Annotated in this window: 14 protein-coding genes; 10 read left to right on the top strand and 4 right to left on the bottom strand. The window is 35.8% G+C overall.

Going from position 1 to position 16,818, the window contains the following annotated elements; genetic code table 11:
* Positions 1–15 precede the first annotated feature (15 nt).
* Both HCX49_RS14380 and HCX49_RS14375 read left to right on the top strand, forming a co-directional pair.
* Positions 16–3,186 (top strand): efflux RND transporter permease subunit, encoded by a 3,171-nt coding sequence (locus HCX49_RS14380; RefSeq protein WP_168127458.1) that lies wholly within the window; start codon positions 16–18, stop codon positions 3,184–3,186.
* 194 nt (positions 3,187–3,380) lie between these two features.
* The gene (locus HCX49_RS14375; RefSeq protein ID WP_132772673.1) at positions 3,381–4,964 is read left to right on the top strand and encodes a M60 family metallopeptidase; all 1,584 of its coding nucleotides are present in this window, start codon (positions 3,381–3,383) and stop codon (positions 4,962–4,964) included.
* 368 nt (positions 4,965–5,332) lie between these two features.
* On the opposite strand, the gene glmM is transcribed toward HCX49_RS14375, so the two are convergent.
* A complete protein-coding gene (gene glmM / locus HCX49_RS14370) occupies positions 5,333–6,715 on the bottom strand; it encodes a phosphoglucosamine mutase (protein ID WP_021191171.1) in 1,383 nt (460 codons plus the stop codon).
* A gap of 203 nt (positions 6,716–6,918) precedes the next feature.
* On the opposite strand from glmM, the gene HCX49_RS14365 reads away from it, so the two are divergent.
* Positions 6,919–7,503 (top strand): phosphatase PAP2 family protein, encoded by a 585-nt coding sequence (locus HCX49_RS14365; protein WP_021191172.1) that lies wholly within the window; start codon positions 6,919–6,921, stop codon positions 7,501–7,503.
* Positions 7,500–8,318 (top strand): ZIP family metal transporter, encoded by an 819-nt coding sequence (locus HCX49_RS14360; RefSeq protein ID WP_132772670.1) that lies wholly within the window; start codon positions 7,500–7,502, stop codon positions 8,316–8,318. The genes HCX49_RS14365 and HCX49_RS14360 overlap by 4 nt, the downstream gene beginning before the upstream one ends.
* Here the strand turns inward: HCX49_RS14360 and HCX49_RS14355 are convergent.
* Positions 8,315–8,791: a MarR family winged helix-turn-helix transcriptional regulator gene (locus tag HCX49_RS14355; RefSeq protein ID WP_021191174.1), complete on the bottom strand. Its 477-nt coding sequence runs from the start codon at positions 8,789–8,791 to the stop codon at positions 8,315–8,317. The genes HCX49_RS14360 and HCX49_RS14355 overlap by 4 nt on opposite strands.
* Positions 8,792–8,897: 106 nt before the next feature.
* On the opposite strand from HCX49_RS14355, the gene HCX49_RS14350 reads away from it, so the two are divergent.
* From HCX49_RS14350 to HCX49_RS14335, 4 genes are all read left to right on the top strand, one after another.
* On the top strand, positions 8,898–9,137 hold the full coding sequence (locus HCX49_RS14350) for a ferrous iron transport protein A (RefSeq protein ID WP_021191175.1): 240 nt from the start codon (positions 8,898–8,900) through the stop codon (positions 9,135–9,137).
* Positions 9,138–11,237 (top strand): ferrous iron transport protein B, encoded by a 2,100-nt coding sequence (gene feoB / locus HCX49_RS14345; protein ID WP_168127457.1) that lies wholly within the window; start codon positions 9,138–9,140, stop codon positions 11,235–11,237.
* 6 nt (positions 11,238–11,243) lie between these two features.
* A complete protein-coding gene (locus HCX49_RS14340; RefSeq protein ID WP_021191178.1) occupies positions 11,244–11,411 on the top strand; it encodes a FeoB-associated Cys-rich membrane protein in 168 nt (55 codons plus the stop codon).
* 281 nt (positions 11,412–11,692) lie between these two features.
* A complete protein-coding gene (locus HCX49_RS14335; protein WP_132772666.1) occupies positions 11,693–13,120 on the top strand; it encodes an amino acid permease in 1,428 nt (475 codons plus the stop codon).
* Positions 13,121–13,281: 161 nt separating this feature from the next.
* Here the strand turns inward: HCX49_RS14335 and HCX49_RS14330 are convergent, their stop codons facing one another.
* The gene (locus tag HCX49_RS14330) at positions 13,282–14,139 is read right to left on the bottom strand and encodes an aminotransferase class IV (RefSeq protein ID WP_132841330.1); all 858 of its coding nucleotides are present in this window, start codon (positions 14,137–14,139) and stop codon (positions 13,282–13,284) included.
* A gap of 13 nt (positions 14,140–14,152) precedes the next feature.
* Entirely contained in the window at positions 14,153–15,196 is a 1,044-nt protein-coding gene (locus HCX49_RS14325) for an RluA family pseudouridine synthase (RefSeq protein WP_021191179.1), read from the bottom strand.
* Between the two features lie 55 nt (positions 15,197–15,251).
* Between HCX49_RS14325 and HCX49_RS14320 the strand changes: the two genes are divergently transcribed.
* A complete protein-coding gene (locus tag HCX49_RS14320; RefSeq protein WP_021191180.1) occupies positions 15,252–16,157 on the top strand; it encodes a 1-aminocyclopropane-1-carboxylate deaminase/D-cysteine desulfhydrase in 906 nt (301 codons plus the stop codon).
* A gap of 89 nt (positions 16,158–16,246) precedes the next feature.
* Positions 16,247–16,810, top strand: a complete 564-nt coding sequence (locus HCX49_RS14315) for an NADPH-dependent FMN reductase (RefSeq protein WP_132772660.1) — start codon at positions 16,247–16,249, stop codon at positions 16,808–16,810.
* Positions 16,811–16,818 lie beyond the last annotated feature (8 nt).

Raw genomic sequence — 16,818 nt, 5'->3', positions numbered from 1 at the left:
GATACAAAAAAACATATGATTTCAGAAGTTTTTATAAAAAGACCCGTCACTGCCATTGTGATTTCCCTATTGATTATGATCGTAGGTGGAATTTCAATTGTGTCATTGCCGATCAGTCAATATCCATCCGTAGCCCCACCAACTGTTTCAGTAACAGCAAACTACACTGGCGCGGATGCTCAAACTGTTGAACAAACAGTAACGACTCCTATTGAGAGTCAAATTAATGGTACACCGGGCATGCTTTACATGTCCTCAAACAGTACATCGAATGGTCAATCACAGATAACCGTAACTTTTGAAGTAGGTACTGATATTGATATCGCTACATTAGACGTTCAAAACCGTGTGGGTATTGCTGAACCAGCGTTACCCGAAGCTGTTAAACGTTTAGGAGTAACAACACGTAAAGCGAATACAGATATCTTAATGCTCGTTTCACTGGTATCACCAAAAGGTACCCGCGATGCTAAGTTTTTAGATAACTATGCCAATTTATACATCAAAGATGCGTTATTACGTATCACTGGTGTTGGTGAGGTTACCGCTTTTGGACAGCCATTCTCCATGCGCGTTTGGTTAGATGCCAATAAATTAACGAATTTAAATCTAACTCCTGCAGATGTTTCTACAGCAATTGCTGAACAAAACTTAAGAATTCCGGGAGGATCAGTAGGTTCTACTCCGCAAAAATCAGATCAGGTATTTGAATACCCAGTGATTACGGATTCAGATTTATCTTCGGTACAGGATTTTGAAGAAATCATTGTGAAATCAAATACAGATGGATCAATTGTTTTATTAAAAGACGTAGCGAGAGTAGAATTGGGCCAATTCAGTTATGCAACAAGTACGCGTGTAAATGGCATGACTTCTTCTGGTATGATGGTTTCTCAAACTCCAGGAGGTAATGCTGTGCAATCTGCAGAGGGTATCTATACTGCATTGGAAAGATTAAAAAAATCATTCCCTGATGATGTTGACTATGTTGTCGGTTATGAGACAATTTCTGTTGTTAATGCTTCCATTGAATCAGTTATTCATACTTTGATTGAAGCTTTACTATTAGTAACTTTAGTTGTATTCTTCTTCTTACAGTCATGGAGAGCAACACTAATTCCTGTATTAGCGATTCCTGTATCTATTGTTGGTACATTTATCTTCTTCTTATTATTCGGTTTCTCAATCAATAACTTAACTTTATTGGCATTCGTGCTTGCTATTGGTATTGTGGTCGATGATGCGATTGTTGTGGTTGAGGCGGTGCAGCATTATATAGATCATTATAAGATGTCTGCGGCAGATGCAACGCGTCGTGCCATGAAAGACATTACAGCTCCGGTTATTGCCATTGCTTTGATTCTTTCTGCAGTATTCGTTCCTGTAGGATTTATCCCAGGTATGGTGGGTCAATTGTATCAACAATTCTCCATAACAATTGCCGTTTCGGTTATGTTGTCTGCATTTATTGCCCTGTCATTAACACCGGCATTATGTTCGATCATGTTAAGACCAACAGCAGTTCACTCGGAAGCGAAAGGTCTTAATAAGTTTTTCTACAAGTTTAATATCTGGTTCGAAAGAGTAACGAACAAATATTCTAATGGTGTAAAATACTGTATCAAAAAGGCTCCTATGGCGTTAATCATCTTACTTTGTATCTTCATTGGTACAGGTTATATGTTTAATAAAAAACCAACTGGATTTATTCCTGGTGAAGATAATGGGATGTTCTTTGCCGGTATTACCTTGCCAGAAGGTTCGTCTACAACACGTACAAAAGAAATTTTAAATGAAGTAGAGCAAGAATTACGTAAAGATTATCCAGAGATTAAAGATATTACGGCTATTGCCGGTATCAATATTTTGAACAGAGCTTTCCAGCCTAACGTAGCGACAGTTTTCGTTTCTCTAAAACCTTGGAAAGATAGAAAGCGTACTGCTAACCAAATTACGGGTGGTATCATGGGAAAATATGCTGGCTATAATAAAGCACGTGTACTCGCTGTTACTCCTCCTGCAATTCCTGGTCTTGGTACTTCTGGTGGTTTCAGTTTAATGATTCAAGATCAACAGACCGTAGATATCAAAGTCTTCGAAGGTGTAGTTGGTAAATTCTTAGCTGCAGCCAATCAGAGACCTGAAATCGGTATGGCCTATACCCTATTTAACACAAAAACTCCAAATTACAAGTTATCTGTTAATAGAGAGCAAGCGAAGAAAATGGGGGTTCCTGTTTCGACAATCTATACCACTATATCTGCATACCTTGGGTCTTCTTATATTAATGATTTTACAAGATACGGACGTAACTTTAGGGTTGTATCTCAGGCGGATAAAGATTACCGTATGAACATTGAGGACATCAACAAATTATATGTTAATAATGGCCGCGGTGAATCTGTTCCTTTAAGTTCATTGGTTACTTGGAACCTTGTTCAGAATCCAGCTATTATCAATCACTATAACATCTTTAGAAGTATAGAGGTTAGTGGTAGTGCTGCGCCTGGTTATTCGTCCGGTGATGCCATCAGAGCGCTTCAGGAAGTTGCCGCAGAAACATTGCCGAACGGTTATAGTTATGATTTCTCAGGATTGGCTTTACAAGAAACAAAATCTGGAAATATGACTATTATGATCTTTGGTTTATGTATTCTGTTTGTATTCTTGCTACTAGCTGCGCTTTATGAAAGTTGGTCTGTTCCATTCTCAATTTTATTATCGGTACCACTAGGGGTATTTGGAGCAATTTTAACATTAACATTGATTCCAGCATTAGATAATAATATCTATGCGCAAATTGGTTTAGTTGCAATTATTGGTTTAGCGGCTAAAAATGCGATTCTAATTGTTGAGTTTGCTAAAGAACGTGTAGATATCGGAATGAACTTATATGAGGCAACATTAGATGCTGTTAAGCTTCGTCTGCGTCCTATTATCATGACGTCTTTTGCATTTATCTTAGGTATTATTCCTTTGATGTTATCGACTGGCGCCGGTGCCATTTCTCGCCAAACAATTGGCTGGACAGTATTTGGTGGTATGTCTGCAGCGACAGTTTTAGCAATCTTTATCGTTCCAGTACTGTTCGTTGTGATCACACGACTGGCTTATGGTAAAAAGAAATTAGCCGAGTTAGAAGCTAATTTTGATGAAGAAAAAGCTAAAAATTTATCTGCTCACTAAACATTAAAATTTATCTCAATATAATAAAGAAAGCCTTTCAATTCATTTTGAAAGGCTTTCTTTATTATATGCTGTTTCAAATCGCTAAAAACACTGCCGGTTGAAGCTACAATCTTAACAATAATCTTACAATTGAAAAATGCTTTAATGTTAGCACAATTTGATATTTTAGCACTTCAACTAACCATCTAAATATGAAGCTAAAATTCATTACTTTATTACTGCTTGCCGGTACGATAAGTAGTCTACATGCGCAATCTGCTAAAGACTATGCAGACGCTTATCAAGACTTACAAGTATTCGAAACTCCTTTAGCCGTTAAGCTAAAAAAAGGAATCAAAAAATCTGATCTTGATAAAATTAAAAATCCACAGGTCAAACAGGTTGCCACCTCCTTATTAAATAATCAATATGATCAAAAGTACCGGTTTGCAGAATACAATGCTATCCTTAGCCCTTCAACCTTAGGCCATAACTTAATGATCGGTGATGGATACAGCAAATATGAAAATATAACCGGAATTTATCTGCCTATAGGCCGCCATATCATATCTGTTGATCATATCGCTGCAGATAATGAAGTTAAATTGATCATTCCAAATTGGAACCGCCGAGCTCCTGAAGGAATGGATCCGACCAAAGACCCAAAGGGATGGGGTATTGTAAAGCAAGAATTTAAACTCAAAAATGGTATCAACATCATTGATGTCAAAGATTTCGACGGTCTGGCTTATATCGATTATTTCTCCGAAAATCCTAAAAAAGAAAAAGCAATCAGTGTACATTTTATTGGTAGCCCAGTTAATGGTTACTTTGATATTACGAAAAACAATGACCAAGATTGGAACAAGTTGGTAGATCAGGCTGTATATCCAGTTATTGATGCCAAAGGTCGACACATTCAGATTGCCTACCCTGCTGCCGATATTAAAAAGTATGCTTATGGAAAAGGTGTCGAGCTGATCAGTAATTATGATTCTCTTATTTACAGACAGCATCGTATTATGGGACTTATTAAATATAACAAAGTCCCTGAAAACAAAATTCTCTCGCGTGTAAATTATAATTATTACATGTTCCGTGACGGAGATGGAGTTGCTTATATGGGTACGGATCCTGGCAATGCAATGCCGCTTGTTGTAGACCCAGCTCGCGTAATCAAAGGGGATCCATGTTGGGGGTTTTCACATGAAGTAGGACACGTGCATCAATTAAGACCTTACTTAAACTGGGGAGGATTGGGTGAAGTAAGTAATAATATTTTCTCCCTTTATGTAACAACTTCTTATGGCAATAAAAGCCGTCTTTCAGAACAAGGTAATTACAAAAAATCCAGAGAAAGTATCATTAATGGTAAAATAAGTTACCTACAGGATCCAGATGTATTCAATCGCTTAGTACCTTTCTGGCAACTTCAACTGTATTTCGCAAATCAAGGTAAAAATCCTAATTTTTACCCCGATTTATTTGAAGCCTTCCGCAAACAGAATCCTGAACGTAGAAGCAGACGCGGTGGCGGTCAAGTAATGGGCGATCGTGGAAACAACCCTGCTGTACACCAATTGAATTTTGTAAAAACAGCATCTCAGGTCGCAAAACTTGATCTCACAGATTTCTTTGATCTTTATGGCTTCTTCCATGTTGGAAAATTCACTTATGATGATTATGGTAATTATACATACGAAATGACACAAGAAATGGTTGATAAGTGCAAAAAAGAAATTCAACAACTTAATCTTCCAAAGCCAGATATGGATATCTCTACGCTGACAGATTAATATAAAACAGACGTTAAAGCAAATTGTAAAAATAAAATGCAGATATGCCCTAAAGGTGAAATACTTTTAGGGCATATTTCGTTAATACTTATAAAAAAACTGAGATGAGCGAGCAAAACCTATAAAACTCGAAAGTAGATCCCTTTCAGCGCTTGTAAAGAGTTGAATTTACAGATACAGAATTTTGGGCATCATTAGGAACAATTGGCTTAAAACAGGATATTTCGATCAATAAACTCTTTCCTATGTTATAAAAAATTATACGCCTTGAATAAATAAAGACAGATAATAGGTAGGAATAGTATCAAAAACTAAGCCTCCAGAAGCATGAGTTTCTGGAGGCTTTAAAAATAAAATAATCTTAAAAATTACTTAATAATTTCTTCGATCTCAGCTATTATTTTTTGTGCAATTGCTTCTGCGGCTTCAGCTGTAGGACCTTCAGAATAGATACGAATAATCGGCTCTGTATTTGATTTGCGTAAGTGAACCCACTCATTTTCAAAATCAATCTTCAATCCATCAATAGTTGAATGCTCTTCATGCTTATATTTTGCTTCCATTTTTGCTAAAAGATCATCAATGTCCAATTCTGGAGTTAATGTGATTTTATTCTTAGACATAAAATATTGTGGCAATTCGGCTCTATATGCAGATACCTTTTTACCCAACTTTGCTAAATGTGTTAAAAATATTGCTACACCAACCAGTGAATCGCGACCGTAGTGTGATGCCGGGTAAATTACACCGCCATTACCCTCACCACCGATAACGGCATTAACTTCTTTCATTTTTGTCACTACATTCACTTCACCAACTGCAGCCGCAAAATATTGACCTCCATGTTTAACAGTTACATCGCGCAATGCTCTTGTTGAAGATAAATTAGAAACTGTATTTCCTTTTGTATGTTGCAAAATATAATCTGATACTGCTACCAAGGTATATTCTTCACCAAATAAATCACCATCTTCCATCATGAAAACCAAACGGTCAACATCAGGATCTACTGCAATACCTAAATCAGCTCCATTTTCCAATACTGCCTTAGAAAGATCTGTAAGATTTTCTTTTAGCGGTTCAGGGTTATGTTGAAATTTACCATCAGGCTCACAATGAATTTTATAAATTGTTTCTACTCCTAGTGCTTCTAACAAAGCAGGAATGAACAAACCTCCTGTGCTATTAACGGCATCCACTGCAATTTTGAAATTTGCATTTTTAACAGCTTCTACATCTACCAGATCCAACGCTAAAACATCATCAATATGTTTCTGCATGTAGCTTGTGTCTTTATGAACTGTTCCCAAATCTTCGAATTCTGAAAAATCAAAATCTAAGCTTTCACCTAATGCCAGTACTTGCTTACCTTCGGCGTCATTGATAAATTCACCTTTAGCATTTAATAATTTTAAAGCATTCCATTGACCTGGATTATGAGACGCCGTTAGGATTATGCCGCCACCAGCATTTTCTTTGGGAACCGCAATCTCAACTGTAGGAGTTGTGGATAAGCCTAAATCAATCACATCTACACCAATACTCTGTAAAGTACCAATAACCAAATTACTGACCATTTCACCGGAAACTCGTGCATCACGACCAACAACAATTTTGTTAATTCCAGTCTGATTCACAATGATCTTACCATAAGCTGCCGTGAACTTCACGATATCGATAGGTGTCAACCCTTCTCCAGAACGACCACCAATGGTACCTCTAATACCAGATATTGATTTAATTAAAGTCATGTTAAATTACGTTTATTCCGTAAAAATAAAACAATAGTCCAAATATTTATAATAAAGCGTTTCCTTTTCTGAAATAATTAACATACTTTTGTTGCAACATTGTTTCTTTTACATATATATCCGCATCAAATTGAAATTATTTATACATTTGGATTCAGATCACGAAGAACTGTTATCAAATAATTTCACTTTAATACAGCAACATGATTGACCAAATAGTACATATTGATCAAGAAATTTTTTTAGCCATTAATCAGGGATTAAGTAATCCGGTATTTGACTGGCTACTTCCAATTTTAAGAAATCCATATACTTGGGCTCCTTTATACCTCTTTTTAGTTATTTTCTTTATTAAAACATATGGTAAAACGGGCATCCTGATTGTTGTTATGACATTAGCTACATTCGGAGCTTCTGATGCAGTCTCTTCTCACTTAATCAAGAAATCAGTTAAACGGGTTCGTCCTTGCAATGATATCGTATTTAAAGAAGAGGTCAACATCCGTGTGAGATGTGGTTCAGGATTTAGCTTTACCTCTTCTCATGCCACCAATCATTTTGCTTTAGCATTTTTCTGGATCGCATTATTCAGAAGAAAATGGAAGCATGCGATGTGGTTATGTATCACATGGGCAACATTAATTTCTGTTTCACAGATATACGTGGGTGTTCACTATCCGTTTGATATCTTATGTGGAGCAATTTTAGGGATACTGATCGGTATGGCAACCGGATATATCTTTAAGAAACTAAAACCAGAATTCTTTAATCCCGTTATAGCGAAATGAGCGCAATCATCTTAGTAAGTATTCTTTTTTTCTCTGCATTAGCAAGTGGTTTAGCAGTGTTCTTTGTAAAAAGAAACAATACGAATTTACTTAAATTAATTCTATCATTTAGTGGTGCCTATCTGTTTGCCATCACGGTACTGCATTTAATACCGCATGTCTATCAGACACGTACTACAGATGCAGAAATTTTAGGAATATATGTATTAGGAGGATTCTTATTCCAACTGGTGCTAGAACAGTTCTCGCAAGGAATCGAACATGGACATCTTCATCATGAAGAAGGCCATCATCATGCTTTTCCTATGGGAATTATGATCAGTTTATGTTTACATGCATTTTTGGAAGGGATGCCTTTAGCTGCTACCCATCAAACAGAGCTGGTTTTTGGAATAGCAATCCACCATATACCTGCTGCATTTGCATTAGGAAGTTTATTGATCAGTACACATCTTTCTAAAAAGAGTATTACGACACTGTTAATTGTTTTTGCTGCGATGACACCTCTGGGATTCTCTTTCAGTAAAGCAATAAGTACCGGTGAAATTGGTAATATTCAACAGTATTTTGATAAAATAATGGCTGTTGTCATCGGTATATTCCTACACATATCGACAACAATATTATTTGAATCTGGCTCAGCAGATCATCATAAATTCAATAAAAAGAAAATGATAGCCGTATTTGTCGGTGTTGCAATTGCTTTGATGAATTTTTTATTTGATGGCCACGGTCACAGCCATTCTTCTTCGGAGGATACGCAAGAAATCAATCATGATGGTCATGACCACAGCCATGACCATCATGATCACTAATTAGTTTTGGTTTCAGGTTCTAAACTTCCTCGAAATTTATCCAAGAGTTCATTTAATTGGGTACATTCAGCTTCCGATAGATGATTCGGGAGAATATCACTCAGAAGCATTTCTTGTTCTAGTTCTTCGAGGATTTTAAGCCCTAATTCTGTTATTAATAAGTTGACTGCACGTTTATCTTCATTTGACTTACAGCGATCGACTAGTCCTTTTAGAACCAATCGGTCTATCAACCTCGAAATATCAGGCGTATTCGTCAGCATTCTAGATTTTATCAAATTATTAGTAACCGGTTTCGGAAATTGTCCCCGCAATATCCGTAGCACATTGAATTGACGTAATGTAATTTGCTTTTGTTCTGCCCTCTTCTCCAAAACTGCAGTTACCCAATTACTTGTGTACAATAGGTTAACAGTGGCTCGTTGCCACTCCGTACTAAATTTTTTCACTTGTATGGCTTCATCAATTTTCATAATTTAAATATATCACATATTTATCATAAATGCATAAGAATTACATTAGAATCATTCTAAATCAGATAAAATTCATATATTTGAAAATTACATATTAAGAGAAATAATGCGCGATAAATCTAGTTTAGACAAGCTTAAAAAGGGACAAAAAGCTATAATAGTTGATTTGAATTCGAATGACATTCCCGCTAAATTTTATGAAATGGGATTCCTTCCCGGAACCGAAATTGAAGTCAAACATATTGCCCCTTTAAACGGTCCAATCTGTCTAAATATAATTGCTAGTAACTCATTGATTGCTATCAGAAAGTCTGAAGCCAAAGTAATCATTATCGATCCAAAATAAATGAACAATCCTATTATTGCACTTTTGGGGAATCCAAATGTGGGTAAAACATCGCTGTTTAATCGTATTACGAAACTCAATCAGAAAGTTGGAAATTATCCCGGTATCACCGTTGAGAAACGCGAAGGCTCGTTAACGGCAAACAATAAAACATATAAAATCATTGATTTACCTGGTACTTACACCTTATTTCCGAACTCTTTGGATGAAGAAGTTGTATTCAATATACTTGTCGATCAACAACACAAGCTTAAACCAAATTTAATTGTTGTTGTCGGTGAACCGTCCAACTTAAAGAGATCAATTATTCTCTATCAACAAGCACGAGAACTTGGATTACCTGCCATTTTTGTCATCAATATGATTGATGAAGCAACGACAAAAGGTATTCAAATTGATATTCCAAAATTGGAGTCCCTATTAAAGACTAAAGTTTTTTTAACAAATGCACGTAATGGTGAGGGAATTGACAAATTGATCAAAGCTTTTGATTCAATTCCACCACTATATATTGGAAACTTTAGTATTCCCGCACAATATGTTACACCTGTTGAGGAAGCAAAAAAACTATTCCCTCTGGAACACGAGTACAATACATGGCAGTATTTAGCAAAAGGTAACGTAGAATTTCTATCGGAGGAAAAAAATAATGCTCTAGAAAGTATTAGAAAACAGCATAATCTAACTCCACAGGTATTACAAAAAGAAGAATCCATTCAGCGTAATAAGAATTTAGAACATGCATTAAGTACAATCGTATCAAAAGATATCGATTCGAAAAGTGTTACGAATGGTATTGATAAAATCTTACTACACCCTATTTTAGGTTATCTGATTTTCTTTGGGGTTCTGTTTTTGATATTTCAGGGTATTTATAACTGGTCTGGACCAGCCATGGATTTCATTGATACGCAATTTGCCGATTTAGCGGCTTATGTGCAGAGTGTCTTACCTGCAGGACCACTTCCAGATCTATTATCCAATGGTATTATTAAGGGAATTGGCGGTATCGTTATTTTTGTTCCCCAAATTGTGATCTTATATATTTTTATATCATTGATGGAAGAAACAGGCTATATGAGCCGTGTAGTATTCTTAATGGACCGTTGGTTAAGACCTTTTGGACTTAATGGTAAATCAGTCATTCCATTGATCTCAGGTGTCGCTTGTGCTGTTCCTGCTGTAATGTCTGCACGAAACATTGAAAATAGTAAAGAACGTCTGGTAACGATGTTAGTAACACCGTTTATGACCTGTTCTGCACGATTACCAATTTACATTGTTATCATTGGTTTAGTCATTCCTGATACTAAATTTCTTGGGTTCAATATTCAGGGTATTATCTTATTTGCGCTTTATATTCTGGGCATTTTAGCGGCTCTTGGTTCAGCATGGTTATTGAATAAAATTATTAAGACAAAACATAAATCTTTCTTAATTTTCGAATTACCAACTTATAAATTCCCGGACTGGAAAAATTTATTTTTAAATGTTTGGGACAAATCATCCAGTTTCGTTTTTGGCGCAGGTAAAATCATCTTAGCCATATCTGTCATACTTTGGGCGCTTGGAAGTTTTGGTCCTGGTGATAAATTTAAAAATGCAGAAGAAATTGTAACGCAGAATAATCCGTCGCTATCGCAAGAAGATCTCGATCATGAAATATCTTCTTATAAGGTGGAACACTCCTATTTAGGATATCTGGGCATGGTAATTGAGCCTATTGTAGAACCATTGGGGTATGATTGGAAAATGGGAATTGGTTTGATATCATCATTTGCAGCGCGTGAGGTCTTTGTTGGAACAATGGCTACAGTTTATAGCATTGGTGATAATGCAGATATTGAAGATGATGCTTCTAAAAGAACAATCTTAAGTAAAATGAGAGCTGAGGTAAACAGAAATACAGGTTTACCTGCCTATAATCTTGCTTCAGGTGTTTCCCTTCTACTATTTTATGCTTTCGCAATGCAATGTATGAGTACAATAGCAATTGTAAAAAAAGAAACAGCATCTTGGAAATGGACTTTAATTCAAGTAGGATTTATGACAGGCTTAGCTTATATAGCAGCTTTAATCGCCTATCAGGCATTAAAATAAAATATTATGACGAATTTAACTATTCAATACATCATCGTTGGAGTAATCATTATCGCAGCGGTAATCTACTTTTCAAAAACGATGCGTGCTTCATTCAAAGGTAAAAAAAGTTGTGGTAAAGGTTGTGGCTGTGATATGACGCAACCGAAAGTTCAACAAAAAAATAATCTGTAATCACATTCAAATTAGAGATCATTCTTTAGTATAATATATACTGAGGATTAAAAATAAAAACCGTTGTCATGTTCGATGTCAACGGTTTTTGTATTCCATTCGGAGCTGAAATAGAAAAGTTATTTTTGTTGCTAAATAATAAAAAATTACCCTTCAGCTTTGATTAGTTGTTATTAGCTCGTATTAACATCAATACAATGCCGAATTATTGATAGATAAAAACTATATTAGTCCTATCTAATGATATCAGCCCGTATATTAACTTTATAAAAAACAATTACGTGGATCAAAATCCAAAACAAAATAACGAATTAAAAAGAGGTCTACAGAATAGACACATTCAACTGATTGCTTTAGGCGGTGCTATTGGAACAGGCCTATTTTTAGGTATCGGTAAGGCTGCTATTTTAGCGGGCCCATCTGTGATATTGGGCTATGCTTTAGCAGGAATCATTGCTTTCTTTATCATGCGCCAATTGGGCGAAATGGTTGTAGAGGAACCCGTCTCTGGGAGCTTTAGCTTTTTTGCCAATAAATACTTAGGATCTTTTGCAGGTTATGCTTCAGGATGGAATTATTGGGTCTTGTACATATTGGTAAGCATGGCAGAGCTAACTGCTATCGGTGTTTATGTGCAGTTTTGGTGGCCTGAAATACCACTATGGACTTCCAGTCTGTTTTTCTTTTTTATCATTAATGGGCTAAACCTAGCTTCTGTAAAAGTTTACGGAGAGGCCGAGTTCTGGTTTTCTATAGTAAAGGTAGCCGCGATTATAGCCATGATTTTGTTTGGTTCTTATTTGCTTATCAGTGGTACAGGCAGCCCACAATCTTCGATCAGTAATCTTTATAATGACGGTGGATTTTTCCCAAAAGGCTGGCTATCCCAAAGCAGTAATGGTACGTACGAAGGTCTACTTGCCGCGATCGCTTTGATTATGTTTTCTTTTGGTGGCTTAGAATTAGTCGGCATCACCGCCGCAGAGGCCGAAAACCCTGAAAAAAATATACCCAAAGCGACAAATCAGGTGATCTATAGAATTCTTATTTTTTATGTTGGCGCCCTTATTGTTTTGTTCTCACTATCGCCTTGGCAACAGATTACGGCAGATACAAGTCCTTTTGTAACGGTGTTTGACTCTTTGAAAAGTTTTCAGTTTACCCTATTTGGTAAAACCATCTACGCAACAAGCTTAATTGCCAATGTGTTAAATCTCATCGTACTAACGGCAGCATTATCCGTTTATAACAGTAGTGTCTACAGCAATAGCCGTATGCTATATGGTTTAGCAAGTCAGGGAAATGCCCCGAAGTTTCTAAACAAATTAAGTAAGAACCATGTTCCTGTCAATGCCATCTTAGTTTCGGCATTATTTGCAGCTATCTGTGTTGTTATTAATAAAATTATGCCCCAGGATGCATTAGAAATATTAATGTCGTTAGTTGTTTCTTCGCTCATTATTAATTGGGTCATGATCACCGTAACACACTTCTACTTTAAAAAGGATAAAGTCCGTAGGCATATAAAAACAAAATTTCCATCTTTTCTCTTTCCGATCAGTAATTACATCTGTATTTTATTTTTAGTAGCCGTATTGGTCATCATGTGGATAACAGGAATGAAAGTACCTGTTGAACTAATTCCGATATGGATGGTCCTTCTTTATTTATCTTATCTTTTAGTGAAAAGAAACAAATCCAAACAATAAAAATATAGCGTTCATACTTTTGAACGCTTTACTTGTTTAAGATGTATAGGAATGATTCCCAAATTGATCACCACTCTCTTCAATTGTAATCATCACATAAATAAAAAAGCTTCTAAACGGTAATACCGTTTAGAAGCTTTTTATTAAATTTCTACTTTACTTTATTCAGGATCGTTATAATTCCAGTTTTGTAATTTATTCTGCAATATTCTGGAAATTTTATTGAAATATCTTTTTTGTTTATAACCCATGACCCATTGTACCCCTTGAACAGCGTTCGTGAGAAATATCTCTTCTGCTTCTTTCATGATCTGTGGGCTTATCTGAGCTTCTACCACCTCTATTCCTTCATCAATGGCCATGTCGATCACAACACGTCTCATAACACCTTCAATACAGCCTTCTGAAAGAGCAGGTGTATATAACGTTTTCTCGTAATGAACAAATATATTTGAACTCAATGCTTCGCATAAAAATCCTTCTTGATTCAATAATAAAACATCATCAAAACCCATTTTTTTCTTGTGAATTCCAGCTAAAACATAAATTTGAGAATTTAGTGATTTAATTTTTGATAAATCACTAAATGGTTTTTTATACTCGGTATACAAATCAACAATTAAACCTACTTTTTTATCCTTCAGATTAGGTTCAGGTTTCGCAACCTGAAACACGTACGAAGGTTTATTTGAATGTGGACTGTACAAACCGCCCCCATTTCTAAAAACAGTTAAGCGTATCCGGACAAGCTGACCGACCATATTATTTTTCCGTATCAGTTCCTCTACTTTAGAACGAAAGAAAAATTCATCATAAAGATTTGCATCTTCCAAATGTAAAGCGAGCATCCCTTTTTGCAACCTTTCCATATGGAAAGCTAGGAATCTGATCTCACCATCTTTAAACAGCATCGTTTCAAACAAGCCGTCGCCATAACGTACTGCCCTATTCTCAATAGAGAATATCTCTTGTTCTTCAGGTAAAATATTACCGTTAAAATTGATATATGTTGTTGGCATTTAAGTATAAATATTATTCTTCAGTTGGTTTTGATAAAGCAGCATAATTACGCCATTTCTCCAATCCTAAACGAAAATCTTCTGGTAATGGTACTTCAAATTTAATATTTTCTTTTGATGTTGGATGTACAAAACCAATTACTTCTGCATGAAGAGCTTGTCTAGGTAATATTTTAAAACAATTTTCTACAAATTGTTTATATTTTGTAAATACGGTACCTTTTATAATCTTGTCTCCACCATACATGGCATCATTAAATAATGGATGACCAATAGATTGCATGTGTGCACGAATCTGATGTGTTCTTCCAGTTTCCAACTGACATTCAATTAAAGTCACATAACCTAAACGTTCTATAACCCGGTAATGGGTAACAGACCAGCGCCCATTTGCTTCACTGTCGTACATAGCCATAATACGTCTATCTTTCTGATGACGCCCTATATAACCTGTAATGGTACCATCTTCTTTAATATCACCCCATACCAGCGCAATGTATTTTCTTGTGATACTGTGATCAAAAAATTGCTTCGCCAAGTGAGTCATCGACTTTTCATTCTTGGCAATAACAAGTAATCCAGACGTATCTTTATCAATACGGTGCACTAAACCTGGACGATCAGAGTTTCCGGGTAACTGTGGCAACTGCTGAATATGATGCGTTAAAGCATTTACCAATGTTCCATTATAGTTATTAAAACCAGGATGGACAACCATTCCTGATTCTTTGTTGACGATCAATACATCATTATCTTCATAAATGATATCCAAAGGAATATCTTCGGGATATACTTCGGTATCTCTTGGGGGATCGGGCAAGACAACAGTGATAACATCAAATGGTCTCACTTTGTAGCTTGCCTTTACAGGCTTTTCGTTCACTAATACGGACTCCGCTTCAATAGCTGCCTGAATTTTATTTCGAGATGCATTCTCTACTCTATTCATCAGAAACTTATCGATGCGCAGTAACGCTTGTCCTTTATCTACCTCTATACGCAAATGTTCAAATAACTCTTGATCATCTTGCTCTTGTAACTCTAAATTTTCAGCCATCGTACAAAAATAACCTAATTCATACAAATTCTACTAACTTTGTACATTAAAGTGTATGATATCTTTTAATTTTTATAGTCCCGAACAAAAAATTAGTTTTCCAGACTGGGGAAAAAAAACTATTTATGTCTCTATAAAGCGTGATGACATGATCCATCCGTTTATTTCAGGTAATAAATGGCGGAAATTAAAATTTAATTTGGAGCGTGCATTAGCAGAAAATAAAAACCATTTGGTCACTTTTGGCGGTGCATGGTCTAACCACATTTTGGCAACAGCTTGCGCCGGTGCTACCTTTGGTCTAAAAACAACAGCCTTTTTACGGAGTGACCCTGGAATAAATAATCCGCTCATCGCCATGTGTCGATTATTTGGGATGGAAATTATCTATACTGATCGTACCGAATTTAAAAATAAGCAAGTTCTGTTTGATAAACATTTCAGTAATAACTCAAATGCTTATTTTATAGATGAGGGAGGTCATGGACCGCTTGGTTCTAAAGGATGCGAAGAAATTATAGCATCACTACAGGAATCTTACGATCATATTTTTTGCGCCTGCGGTACTGGGACTACCCTCGCAGGATTACAACACGGTGTAGCGGCATCTGGATTACAAACTGTTGTCCATGGTGTACCTGTCTTAAAAGGAGGAGATTTTATTCATGATGAAGTGCACAAAATATATCCTAGCGATCCTGTTGCAACCCTTCATACTGGATATCATTTTGGAGGATACGCGAAAACTAAACCCGAACTTTTACGGTTCATTGAAAAATTTGTTTCCAATACAGGAATCATGATCGAACCAACTTATACAGGTAAACTCTTTTTTGCGGTTAATGATTTGATTTCTCAAGATTACTTTAAACCTGATGCACGCATTTTGGTTATTCATACCGGAGGGTTAACTGGCTTTCTGGGCATGTATGAACGTTTTAATCTTGATCTAGGTCAATAAATAACTATTTTGGAACCTTTCAAACATTATTTTGACATTTTCATAAAATTAATATTGTACGTTTGAACATCAAATAATAAAAGCTCAAAATGAAAATATTAGCATTTGCTGCTAGTAACAGCAGAAATTCAATTAACAAAACTTTCGTTACTTCAGTTTCTAAATATTATAAAGAAGTAGACGATGTAATCGATATATTAGATTTGAATGATTACGAAATGCCCTTGTATTCTATTGATAGAGAAATAGAGTCTGGCATTCCACAATTAGCATTAGATTTCGCGTCAAAAATTGATGAATCCGATTTTTTATTGATATCGATTGCAGAATACAATGGTTCTTACAATGTTGGTTACAAAAACATCATCGATTGGGTATCCAGAATTGCAGGTCGTAAAACGTTCAATGGAAAACCTGTTTTTCTATTAGCTACTAGCCCAGGACCTATGGGTGGATCTACTGTTTTAAATACAGCCGTAAATAGAATCACTTGGGATGGGGCAGAAGTTTTGGACTCATTCTCCTTACCTGAATTTGGAAATAATTTCGAAAGCGGAAAAGGAGTTACAAATATTCAACATAGAAGTAAGTTAGAAGCTAAAGTACGAGCAACTAAACGTGCTTTAAAAGAGAGAACGGCAAAGCTAGTTTAACCATAACT

Origin of the sequence: Sphingobacterium sp. B16(2022) (genome assembly GCF_012030425.1) — a bacterium.
Classification (GTDB): Bacteria; Bacteroidota; Bacteroidia; order Sphingobacteriales; family Sphingobacteriaceae; genus Sphingobacterium; species Sphingobacterium anhuiense.
The sequence above is the reverse complement of the archived record's forward strand: the minus strand, read 5'-3'. Positions and strand labels throughout refer to the sequence as shown.

What these genes read in the sequence shown, in the direction of transcription:
- HCX49_RS14380 (WP_168127458.1), top strand. Translation starts at nt 16, where the DNA reads ATGATTTCAGAAGTTTTTATAAAAAGACCCGTCACTGCCATTGTGATT.
- HCX49_RS14375 (WP_132772673.1), top strand. Translation starts at nt 3,381, where the DNA reads ATGAAGCTAAAATTCATTACTTTATTACTGCTTGCCGGTACGATAAGT.
- glmM (WP_021191171.1), bottom strand. Translation starts at nt 6,715, where the DNA reads ATGACTTTAATTAAATCAATATCTGGTATTAGAGGTACCATTGGTGGT.
- HCX49_RS14365 (WP_021191172.1), top strand. Translation starts at nt 6,919, where the DNA reads ATGATTGACCAAATAGTACATATTGATCAAGAAATTTTTTTAGCCATT.
- HCX49_RS14360 (WP_132772670.1), top strand. Translation starts at nt 7,500, where the DNA reads ATGAGCGCAATCATCTTAGTAAGTATTCTTTTTTTCTCTGCATTAGCA.
- HCX49_RS14355 (WP_021191174.1), bottom strand. Translation starts at nt 8,791, where the DNA reads ATGAAAATTGATGAAGCCATACAAGTGAAAAAATTTAGTACGGAGTGG.
- HCX49_RS14350 (WP_021191175.1), top strand. Translation starts at nt 8,898, where the DNA reads ATGCGCGATAAATCTAGTTTAGACAAGCTTAAAAAGGGACAAAAAGCT.
- feoB (WP_168127457.1), top strand. Translation starts at nt 9,138, where the DNA reads ATGAACAATCCTATTATTGCACTTTTGGGGAATCCAAATGTGGGTAAA.
- HCX49_RS14340 (WP_021191178.1), top strand. Translation starts at nt 11,244, where the DNA reads ATGACGAATTTAACTATTCAATACATCATCGTTGGAGTAATCATTATC.
- HCX49_RS14330 (WP_132841330.1), bottom strand. Translation starts at nt 14,139, where the DNA reads ATGCCAACAACATATATCAATTTTAACGGTAATATTTTACCTGAAGAA.
- HCX49_RS14325 (WP_021191179.1), bottom strand. Translation starts at nt 15,196, where the DNA reads ATGGCTGAAAATTTAGAGTTACAAGAGCAAGATGATCAAGAGTTATTT.
- HCX49_RS14320 (WP_021191180.1), top strand. Translation starts at nt 15,252, where the DNA reads ATGATATCTTTTAATTTTTATAGTCCCGAACAAAAAATTAGTTTTCCA.
- HCX49_RS14315 (WP_132772660.1), top strand. Translation starts at nt 16,247, where the DNA reads ATGAAAATATTAGCATTTGCTGCTAGTAACAGCAGAAATTCAATTAAC.